Source organism: Kitasatospora sp. NEAU-69 (assembly GCF_057158765.1).
In genome coordinates this window covers 1-12,849 of sequence record NZ_JBWXUE010000015.1, presented here as the reverse complement: position 1 = coordinate 12,849, position 12,849 = coordinate 1, and the positions used below count along the sequence as shown (strand labels likewise).

The following is a 12,849-nucleotide window of genomic DNA, read 5'->3' as shown; positions in this document are numbered from 1 at the left end:
GATGCTTCGGGGTTACCCCGTCCGAGCGGCGGATATGGATCACCAAGCGCAGCACGAGCGCATTCCGTGCCCGGTTCCGTCAGACTGGGACCGCACGTCCGCACAGCGAGGTGCGGGTGCCGCTCGGTTCCGGCCAAGGCCCCGGCCGGACGACGACTGGAAGAGGAGCATCCGGTTCCAGGCTGCACACCCCGTTTGCACAATCCCGTCGCAGAGCACCTAGCATCGTTCAGTCCCGCCCCCGCCCATCGGAGAATTCCGTGCGTTTTAGCCTGACCCCGAAGGAGACGAGCTTCTACGACATGTTCGCCGCCGCCGCGGAGAACCTCGTCGTCGGATCGAAGCTCCTGCTGGAACTACTGGGTTCAGACGTGTCGGCCCGAGCGGAGATCGTCGAGCGCATGCGCGCCGCCGAGCACGCGGGCGATGACACCACCCATGCGATCTTCCACCAGCTCAACTCCTCGTTCATCACGCCCTTCGACCGCGAGGACATCTACAGCCTGGCCTCCTCGCTCGACGACATCATGGACTTCATGGAGGAGGCGGTCGACCTGGTCGTGCTCTACGACATCCAGTCGCTGCCCAAGGGCGTCGAGGAGCAGATCGAGGTGCTCGCCCGGGCCGCCGAGCTGACCGCCAGCGCGATGCCCGGCCTGCGCAGCATGTCGAACCTGAACGAGTACTGGATCGAGATCAACCGGTTGGAGAACCAGGCCGACCAGATCCACCGCAAGCTGCTCGCGCACCTGTTCAGCGGCCAGTACGAGGCGATCGAGGTGCTCAAGCTGAAGCAGGTCGTGGACGTGCTGGAGGAGGCCGCCGACGCCTTCGAGCACGTCGCCAACACGGTGGAGACCATCGCCGTCAAGGAGTCCTGACCAGCGTGAACATGGCAGCACTCATCTGCGTCATCGGCGTGGCGTTCTTCTTCACCTACACCAACGGCTTCCACGACTCGGCGAACGCGATCGCCACCTCGGTCTCCACCCGGGCGCTGACCCCGAGGGCCGCGCTCGCGATGGCCGCGGTGATGAACCTGGCCGGCGCCTTCCTGGGCAGCGGTGTGGCGCAGACCGTCTCCAAGGGGCTGATCGAGACCCCGCAGGGCTCGCAGGGGATGACCATCCTCTTCGGCGCGCTGATCGGCGCGATCGCCTGGAACCTGCTGACCTGGTACTACGGCCTGCCGTCCTCCTCCTCGCACGCGCTCTTCGGCGGTCTGGTCGGCGCGGCGCTGGCCGGTGGCACCAAGGTGATCTGGTCCGGCGTGGTGGACAAGATCATCATCCCGATGGTGGTCTCGCCGATCGTCGGCCTGATCTTCGGCTACCTGGTGATGCTGGCCATCCTGTGGATCTTCCGGCGGGCCAACCCGCACCGGGCGAAGCGCAACTTCCGGGTCGCGCAGACCGCCTCGGCCGCCGCCATGGCACTGGCCCACGGCCTGCAGGACGCCCAGAAGACCATGGGCATCGTGGTGATGGCGCTGACCATCTCCGGCCACCAGAGCGGCAACGGGATCCCGATCTGGGTGAAGGTCTCCTGCGCCACCATGCTCTCGCTGGGCACCTACGCGGGCGGCTGGCGGATCATGCGCACGCTCGGCCGCAAGATCATCGAGCTGGACCCGCCGCAGGGCTTCGCGGCCGAGTCCACCGCGGCGACCATCATGTACATCACGTCGTACGTCTTCAAGGCGCCGATCTCCACCACCCACGTGATCACCTCGGCGATCATGGGTGTGGGCGCCACCAAGCGGGTCCGGGCGGTCCGCTGGGGAGTGGCCAAGAACATCGTCCTCGGCTGGTTCATCACCATGCCGGCCGCGGCGCTGACCGCCGCGCTGGTCTACTGGCTCACCGACATGGCCGTCGGCTGAGCCAGACCGGCACCCGCCGGCACCCGCCGGCCGGAGAACAGAAAGGGCCCGCCCCCGCGTCCCGGGGGCGGGCCCTTTCCTCATCGCTCCGCGGCGGCACCGCCATGCAGCACCGTGGAGCAGCTTGTTCTCGTCACTCGCCGCCGGGCCCTGTGGCCCGGCGCTGACGGTTTAGCCGAAGCGGCCCGAGATGTAGTCCTCGGTCGCCTGCACCGACGGGTTGGAGAAGATCCGCTGGGTGTCGTCCAGCTCGATCAGCTTGCCCGGCTGGCCGACGCCGGCCAGGTTGAAGAAGGCGGTGCGGTCCGAGACACGGGCCGCCTGCTGCATGTTGTGGGTCACGATGACGATCGTGAACCGCTCCTTCAGCTCGCCGATCAGGTCCTCGATCGCCAGCGTGGAGATCGGGTCCAGGGCCGAGCAGGGCTCGTCCATCAGCAGCACCTCGGGCTCGACCGCGATCGCGCGGGCGATGCACAGACGCTGCTGCTGGCCGCCGGAGAGGCCGGCGCCCGGCTTGTTCAGCCGGTCCTTGACCTCGTTCCAGAGGTTGGCACCCTTGAGCGAGTGCTCCACCACGTTGTCCAGCACGGCCTTCTTGCGCACGCCCGCGAGCTTCAGTCCGGCCACGACGTTCTCGTAGATGGACATGGTCGGGAACGGGTTCGGGCGCTGGAAGACCATACCGACGGTGCGCCGCACGGCGACCGGGTCGATGCCGGCTCCGTAGAGGTTCTCGTCGTCCAGCATCACCTTGCCCTCGACCCGGGCGCCCGGGATCACCTCGTGCATCCGGTTGAGGGTGCGCAGGAAGGTGGACTTGCCGCAGCCGGAGGGGCCGATGAAAGCAGTCACCGAGCGGGGCTCGACGGTCATCGAGATGTCCTCGATGGCCTTGGTCCCACCGTAGAAGGCCGACAGTCCGCTGACGTCGATGCGCTTTGCCATGATCTTTCGTCTTCTCTCGTCTGTTCGTACGTCAGTCGGTCGGTCAGTGGCCGGTCTTCGGCGAACGCCAGCGGGCGATGCCGCGCGCGATGAGGTTGAGCGCCATCACCAGTGCGATCAGCACGAGTGCGGCACCCCAGGCGCGGGCGTAGCCGTACTGGTTGTTGACCTGGGAGTACTGCTGCCAGATGAAGACCGGCAGTGACTCCTGCGGCCCGACGAACGGGTTGGCGTTGATCGAGTCCCAGACGCCCACCAGCATCATCACCGGAGCGGTCTCACCCGCGATGCGGGCGATGGCCAGCATCACGCCGGTGGTGATGCCACCGATCGCGGTGGGGAGGACGATCCGCAGGATGGTCTTCCACTTGGGCACGCCGAGCGCGTACGAGGCCTCGCGCAGCTCGTTGGGAACGAGCTTGAGCATCTCCTCGGTGGACCGGACGACCACCGGCATCATCAGGATCGCCAGCGCGAGGCTGCCCGAGAAGCCGGAGTACTGGAAGCCGAGCGCGATGTTCCAGACGGAGAGGACGAACAGACCGGCGACGATGGACGGGATGCCCGTCATCACGTCGACGAAGAAGGTGACGGCCTTGGCGAGCGGGCCGCGCCCGTACTCGACCAGGTAGACGGCGGTGAGCAGGCCGATCGGGGCGGCCATCACGGTGGCGAGGCCGATCTGCTGCAGGGTGCCGAGCAGTGCGTGGTAGATGCCGCCGCCGGGGCCGGAGGAGGCCACCACGCCGCGCATCGAGTGGGTCAGGAAGTCGCCGTTCACGGTCGAGGCGCCCTGCTGGATGGTGTAGACCATCAGCGAGATCAGCGGGATGACCGCCAGGATGAAGGCGACCCAGATCAGCGAGGTGGCGATCCGGTCCTTGGCCTGGCGCACGCCCTCGACCTTGGTCGACAGGCCGAAGGTGATCGCCACGAAGAGCAGTGCCGCGATCAGGCCCCACTGCAGGTGGCTGATCAGGCCGGCACCGGCACCGATCCCGCAACCGAGCGCGATCGAGAGCACGGCCACCCCGGCCGGGGCCCAGCGCGGCAGCCGGGCCGCGGTGAGCGAGTGGTTGAGCTGCGGGACCAGCTTGCGGTCCGCCACAGAAGACGCGGTCGTCATGCGTTGGCCCCCGAGTACTCCTTGCGGCGAGCGATGATCAGCCGGGCCGCACCGTTCACCAGCAGAGTGATCACGAACAGCACCAGGCCGGCGGCCATCAGCGCGTCCTTGCCGAGCGAGCCGGCCTCACCGAACTTCAGCGCGATGTTCTGCGCGAAGGTTCCGCCGCCCGCGTCCAGGATGTGCAGCGACAGCTGGCTGCTGGAGGAGAGCACGACCGCGACCGCGATCGTCTCGCCGAGCGCACGGCCCAGGCCCAGCATCGAGGCCGAGATGATGCCGGGACGACCGAACGGCAGGACGGCGGTGCGGATCACCTCCCAGCGGGTCGCACCGAGGGCCAGCGCGGCCTCCTCGTGCATCCGCGGGACCTGGCGGAACACCTCGCGGCTGACCGCGGTGATGATCGGCAGGACCATGATCGCCAGCAGGATGCCCACGGTGAACAGGCTGCGCGCGGGGGCACCCGGGTCGCTGGTCTTGAAGATGTAGGTCCAGCCGAGGTACTCGTTCAGCCAGCTCATCAGGCCGTTCAGGTGCGGCACCAGGAAGAGCGCGCCCCACAGGCCGTAGATGATGCTGGGCACCGCGGCCAGCAGGTCCACCAGGTAGGCGAACGGCTGGGCGATCTTGCGCGGCGCGTAGTGCGAGATGAACAGCGCGATGCCGATGGCGACCGGGACCGCGATGACCATCGCGATGGCCGCGCTGACGATCGTGCCGAAGGCCAGCACGGCGATGCCGAAGCTGGGCTTCAGGATGTTGTCCGGGTCCCACCCGAAGGTGGTCAGGAAGTTGCTCTTGTCCTTGCTGATCGCGATCCCGCTGCGGTACATCAGGAAGCCCGCGATCGCGGCCATCAGGACCAGCAGCAGGATCCCGGAACCGGCCGAGAGGCCGAAGAAGAAGCCGTCGCCCCGGCGGCTGCTGCCCTTGAGGGAGCTCTGCCCGGGCCGGTCGACGGAAGCGGATGTGCGCGCCGCGGTGGACGCGGGCGGCCCGGGCTTCTCACTGAAGCCGGGCGGCGGGGAGGAAGTCATGAGGTTCTTAACTCCGGTCTGGCGGTGCTGCCCGGCGGGCGGGCGGCACCATGGCGGCGGTGCCCCGGACGAGTCGGTGTGCGGGTGGAACGTCGGCCGGCGGTCCCGTACCCCCCGATCGGGGACCGCCGGCCGTCAAGCGTGGTGCTCGGGTCAGCTCAGGGTGCCGATGGCGGCCTGGACCTTGCTGGCGACCGGGGTCGGCATCGGGACGTAGCCCTTGTCGGCGATGGCCTGCTGGCCGGTGCTGCTCGAGATGTAGGTGAAGAAGGACTTCAGGCTGTCGAGCGTGGCGGCGTTGTTGCCCTTGTCGCAGGCGATCTCGTAGGTCACCAGGACGATCGGGTAGGCGCTCTCGGCCTTGGTGCCGTAGTCGAGCTGCAGCGCCAGGTCGTTGCCGGTGCCGACCACGGTGGAGTTGCCCAGGGTGATGGCGGCGTTGGCGGCGGTCGCGTCGACCGGCTTGCTGGCGCCGGTGGAGATCTGCGCGGTCTTCAGGCTGTTGTTCTGCGCGTAGGACAGCTCGACGTAGCCGATCGAGTCCTTGACCTGCTTGATCTGGGCCGCGACACCGGCGCTGCCGCTGGCCGACTGGCCACCCTTGCCCGCCCAGGTCTTGCTGGCCGGGTAGGACCAGGCACCGCCCGAGGTCTTGGCGAAGTACGAGGTCAGGTTGTAGCTGGTGCCCGAGTCGTCCGAGCGGTGGAAGGTCTGGATCGCGTCGGCCGGCAGGGTGACGCCCGGGTTGAGGGCGGCGATCGCCTGGTCGTTCCAGTGGGTGATCTGACCGTCGAAGATCTTGGCGGAGGTCGGGCCGTCCAGGACCAGGTTGTTCACACCGTCCACGTTGTAGACCAGCGTGACCAGACCGGCCACCATCGGCAGGTCGATGGCCTGGCCACCGTTCTGGCAGACGGCCTTGGAGGCGGTGACGTCGGCGGCCTTCAGCGCGAAGTCCGAGCCGGCGAACGCGACCTTGCCCTGGTTGAACTGCGCGACACCGGCGCCGGAGCCGACACCGTTGTAGCTGACCTGGGTGCCGGAGCAGGCGGTGCCGTAGGCGGCCTTCCAGACGTCGATGGCGTTGCCCTGCGCGGTCGAGCCGGCACCCTGCAGCGGAGCCTGCTTCGAGGCGCAGGTGATCGCCGCGGCGGTGGACGCGCCACCGGAGGCGGAGGTGGTGGTCTTGGCGCTGTTGTTGTCGGAGCCGCAGGCCGCGAGCGACAGCGTGCTGACGAGCGCCACGGCACCGATTGCGAGGGCCTTGGTGCGGCCGTTCCGCTGGAGCTTCACAGGTGTCCCTTTCTTTGGCACGGTCCGCGCGTGCCCGACCGCGTCTTGGTCGGGCGGGGCGGACCTTGCTGTGGTCCGGGGCCTCTCCGGCCCTCCGGTAGGACCGAAGTTAGGCCGGGCAGGTGACACATCAGCCGGTCGCAAGTGAACGGAGAGTGAACCTCGAAAGGATGCCAGGAAACACTGGCCGGTAGTCACGGTTGCATCACGGCAAGGAATCGACCAAGACACGCTCCGCCAAATGAGCGAGCAGGGCGTCCACCAGCAGTCGGTCCCGGTCGTGGGTCAGCTTGGCCCGGGCCTTCTGCGGCTTCAGCCACTTCAAACGGTCGACCTCCCGGTTCGGCCGGAACTCGCCGGCCACCGGAACCGCGGACCAGTACCGGACCTCCTTCGGCCGGCCCTGTGCCAGGTAGTACTGGGACGGCAGCGGCGCGAGCAGCCGGCAGCTCAGCCCGGTCTCCTCCGCCACCTCGCGCAGCGCGGCCTGCCAGGCGCTCTCCCCCGGGTGGAGCTTGCCCTTCGGCAGGCTCCAGTCGTCGTACTTCGGCCGGTGGATCAGCGCGATCCGCGGCTGCCGCAGCGAGCCGTCCTTGCGCCGCTCACCGGGCAGCCAGAGCACCGCACCGGCCGCCAGGATCGTGCCGGCGTGCGCACCACTCTTGCGTGCGCCGCCGTGCTGCGCAGCCGCGCCGCCGCCGAGCCGCACGGCTTCGTCCGGTCCGCCGCCGTGCTGCGTTCCGTCGCCGTACGGCCCGTTGTCGCGGCACGGCCCGCTGTCACCGTACGGCGCAGCGGCCGGACGGCGGTCCGAACCGGCCGTCCGCAGCCCCGCCGGCCCGGCGGGCGAGCCTTTGCCGCGCCCCCTGCCCGCGGCCCGCTGCGCCCCCAGCGCCCGTTCGAGCCGTTCGGCGTGCCGGGCCGCCGAGGCGCTCGGCGCGCCGGCCGCCGCCATCCGGGGTCCCGGCTGCTGCCGGCGCTGCTCCGAGGTCAGGCGCTCGCCCATTCATGCCATCCGTGATGCGGGAGATTCGGCCACTGGGTGCCGAAGGCGTACCTGGCCGCCTCGACCTCCAGTCGCTGATCAGCATGCACCACTCCGAGCACGTAGGCGGTGGCCGGGGTGATCCGCGGCGTGCGGGCCGCCGTGGCGGCCGTGGCGGCGGCGTCCGCCGCCTCCTGCTGACGGTCCAGCACCTGGTCCAGCGCGTCCAGCTCGGTGGGCTGGCCGCCGCACACCTCGATCGCGTAGCGGGCCCGCTTGACCAGGATCCGGGTGCGGTGCCACGGCGCGTCGTCGGTCGCCAGCGCGGTGTCCGCGTCCGCCGCCGGCGCCGTCCTGCCCTGTGCCGACCCGCCCTGGGCCGTCCTGCCCTGTGCCGTCCTGCCCTGGGCCGGCACCGGACCGGCCGGTCCGGCGACCAGCCGGTGCCGCGGATCGCCCTGGTACGCGCTCGCCGCCCGGCGCAGCGGCAGCCCCTGGGCGGTGGCGACCAGCTCGCCGAAGGCCCCCGCGGCCTGCGGCGGCAGCAGCTCACCGGCCCGCCCGGCCGCCGGGCCGAGCAGTGGTGCGTCGCCGACCAGCAGCGTCATCCGGTCGGCCAGCGCGTGCAGCCGGGCCGAGCGCAGCTCCTGCAGCACATTGCTGTGCGCCCGGGTCCGGGCCAGCGTCAGCTGCCGGTCGAGCAGTGCCCGGGCCTTCGGCGCGCCCTGGTGCCCGGCCAGCATGCCTGGCCCGCCGGACGGCCCGGTGGCGCTGAGCGAGTCCAGCGCCGCCAGCAGCCGCACCGAGCGCCGCAGGTACGCGGGCTCCTGGGCGAGCAGGTTGAGCAGCCAGCGCAGCTCGGTGCGCGACTCCTGCGCCCAGTCCGGGTCGAAGAACGCGGCGAAGGTGTGCAGCGCGCCGCCGATCCGGCGGACCGCCCGCAGCAGGTCGCCGGTCCCGGCGGTGCCACCGGGCGAGTTGAGCGAGGGCAGGCTGCCGGGCCGGGCCCCGGCCTCGCCCACCGCTTGGGGCAGGGCACGCAGGAAACTGCCCGCCTGGCCGGTCAGATAGCCGGAGAGGACCTCCGCGGCGGTCGCGGTGGACGCCGGGGCCGTCATGGGCGCGTCAGTCATGTCTTCGGTACTCCCCGTTCCCCCAGGGCAGGCGACAGATGGTCAGAGCGAGGTGGAGGAACTCCGCCGCCGCAGGCGCGAGTCGACCAGGGTCTCCTGGATGTCGCGCAGCCGGTGGCCTTCGGCGTCCTGGCTGTGCCGGGTCCACGCGCCGTCCGGTCCCAGGTGCCAGGAGGCGGTGTCGTCGGCCATGCCGAGGTCGAACAGCCGGGACAGCTCGGCGCGGTGCGCCGGATCGGCGACCCGGACCAGCGCCTCGATCCGCCGGTCCAGATTGCGGTGCATCATGTCGGCGCTGCCGAACCAGACTTCGGGGTCGCCGCCGTTGCCGAAGACGAAGATCCGGGAGTGCTCCAGGAACCGGCCCAGGATGCTGCGCACCCTGATGTTCTCACTCAGCCCGGCCACGCCGGGCCGGATCGCGCAGATCCCGCGCACCCAGACGTCCACCGGCACACCGGCCTGCGAGGCCCGGTACAGCGCGTCGATCACGGCCTCGTCGACGATCGAGTTGACCTTGATCTTCACCGAGGCGGGCCGGCCCGCCCGGTGGTGCGCGACCTCGTTCTGGATCCGGGCCAGCAGACCGTCCCGCAGCCCGCGCGGCGCGGTCAGCAGCCGCCGGTACGACTCGCGGCGCGAATAGCCGGAGAGCCGGTTGAACAGGTCGGACAGGTCCGCGCCGACCTGCGGGTCGGCGGTGAGCAGCCCGAGGTCCTCGTAGAGCCGGGCCGTCTTCGGGTGGTAGTTGCCGGTGCCGACGTGCGCGTAGCGGCGCAGCGTCTCGCCCTCCTGGCGGACCACCAGGGAGAGCTTGCAGTGCGTCTTCAGGCCGACCAGCCCGTAGACCACGTGACAGCCGGACTCCTCCAGCTTGCGGGCCCACTTGATGTTGGCCTGCTCGTCGAAGCGCGCCTTGATCTCGACCAGCACCAGCACCTGCTTGCCGGACTCGGCCGCGTCGATCAGCGCGTCCACGATCGGCGAGTCGCCCGAGGTGCGGTACAGCGTCTGCTTGATCGCCAGCACGTGCGGGTCGGCGGCCGCCTGCTCCAGGAAGGCCTGGACCGAGGTGGAGAAGCTGTCGTACGGGTGGTGCAGCAGCACGTCGCGCTCGCGCATCGCCGCGAAGATGTCCGGCTGCGAGGCGGACTCGACGTCGGTCAGACCGCGCGCGGTGCCGGCCACGAACTTGGCGTACTTCAGCTCCGGGCGGTCCAGGTCGGCCAGGCCGAAGAGGCCGGTCAGGTCGAGCGGCCCGGGCAGCGGGAAGACCTCGGCCTCGGTGATGTTCAGCTCGCGCACCAGCAGGTCGAGGATGTAGGGGTCGATCGACTCCTCCACCTCCAGCCGGACCGGCGGGCCGAAGCGGCGGCGCATCAGCTCCTTCTCCAGCGCCTTGAGGATGTTCTCGGTGTCGTCCTCCTCCACCTCCAGGTCCTCGTTGCGGGTGACCCGGAAGGCGTGGTGGGCGAGCACCTCCATCCCCGGGAAGAGCTCCTCCAGGTGCGCGCCCATCACGTCCTCCAGCGGCACGTACCGCTGCGGGGACGCCTCCAGAAAACGCGAGAGGGACTGCGGGACCTTGACCCGGGCGAAGTGCTTGTGGCCGGAGACCGGGTTGCGGACCACCACGGCCAGGTTGAGGCTCAGCCCCGATATGTACGGGAACGGGTGCGCCGGGTCCACCGCCAGCGGGGTCAGCACCGGGAAGATCTGCTGCCGGAACAGGTTGTGCAGCCGGGCCTGCTCCTTGTCGGTCAGCTCCGACCAGCGGACCAGCTCGATGCCCTCCTCCGCGAGGTCGGGCAGCACGTCCTGCTGGAAGGTCGCCGCGTGCCGGGCCATCAGCTCGCGCGAGCGGGTCCAGATCTGGTCCAGCACCTCGCGCGGCTGCAGGCCCGAGGCGCTGCGCTGCGCGACACCGGTGGCGATCCGGCGCTTCAGTCCGGCCACCCGGACCATGAAGAACTCGTCGAGGTTGCTCGCGAAGATCGCCAGGAACTTGGCCCGCTCCAGCAGCGGAACCTGCGGATCCTCGGCCAGCTCCAGCACCCGCTCGTTGAAGGCCAGCCAGCTGCGCTCGCGGTCCAGGAACCGGCCCTGCGGCAGCGCGTCCTCGCCCTGCGAGTCGGGGAACTGGTCGAGCGCGACGCCGAGCACGGCGTTGAACCGGGACGGTGTGGGGACGGCCGCGGACTCGGGCATTCCGTTGGCTCCAGATGCGTCGGGCGCTCCGGCCGGGACCGGGCGGGGCATGCTCATGAGGTCCAGCTCCTCCAGCGGCGGGCGTCCGGGCTGCTCGCCGGCCGCGCCGGCCCGGCGGACTCCGGGACCGATATCGGACCGGGCCCGGCCGTGTGGCCAGAGCTGCGGGAGCGAGACACTACGGACGTCATCCTGTGATCTTCGCGGCGCTAATTGAATCCACGGTAAACACCGCATGGCCAGGAGGAAAGCTGACGCAGTCGGCCCCGCAGCCCTCCGGCGAACAGCAATGACCGCACGCCGGGCGGGACGGCCGGCGCCGCTGTCTCCCGCCTCTCTCCCGGCCTCTCGGCCGCTCCTCTCCAGTGTCCGCCCGGTTCGGGACGGCCCCGGATCAGGCTTCTGCGGCAGCTGCCACGGACTGCGCCGAACCGGGGACCCGGTAGACCAGGTCCACCTCGTGGATGGCGAACCCCAGTCGTTCATATACCCGCACAGCGGCCGGATTGTCGGCGTCCACATAGAGCAGCACGGTCTCCAGCCCGCGCTCGCCCGTCAGGTGGCGCAGACCTGCGGCGGTCAGCGCCCGGCCCAGGCCGTTGCCCTGCTCCGCCGGGTCCACGCCGACCACGTACACCTCGCCGAGCGCCGGGCCCGACTCGGTGGCCGGGTGGACCTTCGTCCAGTGGAAACCGACCACCCGGTCACCGCGGGTCGCCAGGAAGAACCCCGCCGGGTCGAACCACGGCTCGGCGAACCGGTCGGCCAGATCGCCCGCGGTCCACGAGCCCTGTTCCGGGTGGTGCGCGAAGGCCAGCGCGTTGAGCCGCAGCCAGGCCTCGTCGTCCACCCCGGGGCGGAAGCTGCGCAGGACGACCCCGTCCGGCAGCGGCGTCGCCTCGACCGGGGTGCCGAACGGGCCGCTGCGACGCATCTGGCGCAGCTCGCGGACCAGCTCGGCGCCGTACCGCTCGGCGAGGCGGTGCGCGGCGGGGTGGCCACCGTGGGCCCAGAAGTCGACCGCCCGGCCCGGGCCGGCCTCGGTCAGCACCGCATCGACCAGCGCCCGGCCCAGCCCGTGGCCGCGCACCGCCGGGTGGACGGCGAGCTCGGCGACCGCGGGCGCCTGCGGCGGCTCGGACGGCGCGGCCGGCTGGGACGGCTCGGACGGCGATTGGGGGACTTCGAGCTGCGCGTAGCCGGCCGGCGCATCGGCACGGGTCTGGACGACGTGCCGGATCCCGGGCCGCGGGCTGTCCACGCGCAGCCGGAGCCGGCCGGCTTCCGAGACGGCCTCCCGCCCGTCCTGCGCGGCGGCGGCGCGCAGCACGTCCTGCGCGGCCTGGAGTTCTCCGAGGCTCAGGGCGTCGGCGCGGGTGATGTTCGTGGCGATCTCCATACGTGGGACCTTACGCTGCCTCATATGTCGTCAGATGCCATACGAAGAGTCCGTCCTGCCGCCTACGCGGTCTGCGTCGAGGACGAGCGGATCCTGCTCGCCCGTTGGGTTTCCCAGGAGGGGGAGAAGCTGTGGACCATGCCCGGCGGCGGGCTCGACCACGGTGAGGACCCGTACGACGCGGCCATCCGCGAGGTCGAGGAGGAGACCGGATACGTGGTCGAGCTGGAGCGGCTGCTCGGCGTCGACTCGCACCACGTGATCTATCCGCCCGGCCCGGGGAACGGTCCGTCGCCGCGCGACTTCCACGGGCTGCGGATCATCTACCAGGGCCGGATCACCGGCGGCGAGCTGCGGAACGAGTCGGACGGCTCGACCGATCTGGCCGCCTGGATCCCGCTCGCCGAGGTCGAGAAGCTGCCGCGGGTCTCACTCGTGGACATCGCTCTCGCGCTGTACCGGGAGCGGCCGGCCATCGGCCGCATCGCACCGCAGGGCTGACGGGGAACCGGACCGGTCGTCGCGGCGGCTGTTCCGGCTGACCCGGCTGTTCCGGAACGGAAACGCGAAAAAGCCCCTGGCCATTGCTGGCCAGGGGCTTTCCCTGAATGATTGTTCGGCGGCGTCCTACTCTCCCACAGGGTCCCCCCTGCAGTACCATCGGCGCTGTAAGGCTTAGCTTCCGGGTTCGGAATGTAACCGGGCGTTTCCCTCACGCTATGACCACCGAAACACTATGAAACTGTCAACCGCACCACACCCAGATAAAGACGGTGTGGGGTCGTTGTTTCAGAACAACACAGTGGACGCGAGCAACTGAGGACAAGCCCTCGGC

11 protein-coding genes and 1 rRNA gene are annotated in these 12,849 nt (G+C 70.4%); 3 read left to right on the top strand and 9 right to left on the bottom strand.

Going from position 1 to position 12,849, the window contains the following annotated elements; translation table 11 throughout:
• Window positions 1–260: 260 nt before the first annotated feature.
• Window positions 261–881, top strand: coding sequence for a DUF47 domain-containing protein (locus AC060L_RS18790; RefSeq protein ID WP_483799942.1), 621 nt, complete (start codon window positions 261–263; stop codon window positions 879–881).
• Window positions 882–892: 11 nt separating this feature from the next.
• Complete coding sequence (locus AC060L_RS18785) at window positions 893–1,882, top strand: anion permease (RefSeq protein ID WP_483800126.1); 990 nt, start codon at window positions 893–895, stop codon at window positions 1,880–1,882.
• Between the two features lie 171 nt (window positions 1,883–2,053).
• On the opposite strand, the gene pstB is transcribed toward AC060L_RS18785, so the two are convergent.
• The 8 genes from pstB to mshD form a co-directional block, all read right to left on the bottom strand.
• Window positions 2,054–2,830 carry a phosphate ABC transporter ATP-binding protein PstB gene (pstB, locus tag AC060L_RS18780; RefSeq protein WP_483799941.1) on the bottom strand — a complete coding sequence of 259 codons (777 nt, stop codon included), beginning with the start codon at window positions 2,828–2,830 and terminating at the stop codon, window positions 2,054–2,056.
• A gap of 43 nt (window positions 2,831–2,873) precedes the next feature.
• Complete coding sequence (pstA, locus tag AC060L_RS18775) at window positions 2,874–3,956, bottom strand: phosphate ABC transporter permease PstA (RefSeq protein ID WP_483799940.1); 1,083 nt, start codon at window positions 3,954–3,956, stop codon at window positions 2,874–2,876.
• Complete coding sequence (pstC, locus tag AC060L_RS18770) at window positions 3,953–4,996, bottom strand: phosphate ABC transporter permease subunit PstC (RefSeq protein ID WP_483799939.1); 1,044 nt, start codon at window positions 4,994–4,996, stop codon at window positions 3,953–3,955. Before pstC ends, pstA begins: the two co-directional genes overlap by 4 nt.
• A 153-nt stretch (window positions 4,997–5,149) precedes the next feature.
• A complete protein-coding gene (gene pstS, locus AC060L_RS18765; protein ID WP_483799938.1) occupies window positions 5,150–6,289 on the bottom strand; it encodes a phosphate ABC transporter substrate-binding protein PstS in 1,140 nt (379 codons plus the stop codon).
• A gap of 205 nt (window positions 6,290–6,494) precedes the next feature.
• On the bottom strand, window positions 6,495–6,929 hold the full coding sequence (locus AC060L_RS18760; RefSeq protein WP_483800125.1) for an NUDIX hydrolase: 435 nt from the start codon (window positions 6,927–6,929) through the stop codon (window positions 6,495–6,497).
• Between the two features lie 350 nt (window positions 6,930–7,279).
• Window positions 7,280–8,407, bottom strand: a complete 1,128-nt coding sequence (locus AC060L_RS18755; RefSeq protein WP_483799937.1) for a CHAD domain-containing protein — start codon at window positions 8,405–8,407, stop codon at window positions 7,280–7,282.
• Between the two features lie 42 nt (window positions 8,408–8,449).
• Window positions 8,450–10,615, bottom strand: a complete 2,166-nt coding sequence (locus AC060L_RS18750) for an RNA degradosome polyphosphate kinase (protein WP_483799936.1) — start codon at window positions 10,613–10,615, stop codon at window positions 8,450–8,452.
• A 394-nt stretch (window positions 10,616–11,009) separates the two neighbouring features.
• A complete protein-coding gene (gene mshD / locus AC060L_RS18745; protein WP_483799935.1) occupies window positions 11,010–12,014 on the bottom strand; it encodes a mycothiol synthase in 1,005 nt (334 codons plus the stop codon).
• 24 nt (window positions 12,015–12,038) lie between these two features.
• Between mshD and AC060L_RS18740 the strand changes: the two genes are divergently transcribed.
• Window positions 12,039–12,515, top strand: coding sequence for an NUDIX hydrolase (locus AC060L_RS18740; RefSeq protein WP_483799934.1), 477 nt, complete (start codon window positions 12,039–12,041; stop codon window positions 12,513–12,515).
• Between the two features lie 113 nt (window positions 12,516–12,628).
• Here AC060L_RS18740 and rrf read toward each other — a convergent pair.
• Window positions 12,629–12,745: ribosomal RNA gene (rrf, locus tag AC060L_RS18735) — 5S ribosomal RNA — on the bottom strand.
• Between the last annotated feature and the right edge of the window lie 104 nt (window positions 12,746–12,849).

Coding starts and splice junctions, on each gene's coding strand:
- AC060L_RS18740 (WP_483799934.1), top strand. CDS start 12,039: ATGTCGTCAGATGCCATACGAAGAGTCCGTCCTGCCGCCTACGCGGTC.
- AC060L_RS18785 (WP_483800126.1), top strand. CDS start 893: ATGGCAGCACTCATCTGCGTCATCGGCGTGGCGTTCTTCTTCACCTAC.
- AC060L_RS18750 (WP_483799936.1), bottom strand. CDS start 10,615: ATGCCCGAGTCCGCGGCCGTCCCCACACCGTCCCGGTTCAACGCCGTG.
- pstA (WP_483799940.1), bottom strand. CDS start 3,956: ATGACGACCGCGTCTTCTGTGGCGGACCGCAAGCTGGTCCCGCAGCTC.
- AC060L_RS18755 (WP_483799937.1), bottom strand. CDS start 8,407: ATGACTGACGCGCCCATGACGGCCCCGGCGTCCACCGCGACCGCCGCG.
- pstB (WP_483799941.1), bottom strand. CDS start 2,830: ATGGCAAAGCGCATCGACGTCAGCGGACTGTCGGCCTTCTACGGTGGG.
- mshD (WP_483799935.1), bottom strand. CDS start 12,014: ATGGAGATCGCCACGAACATCACCCGCGCCGACGCCCTGAGCCTCGGA.
- pstC (WP_483799939.1), bottom strand. CDS start 4,996: ATGACTTCCTCCCCGCCGCCCGGCTTCAGTGAGAAGCCCGGGCCGCCC.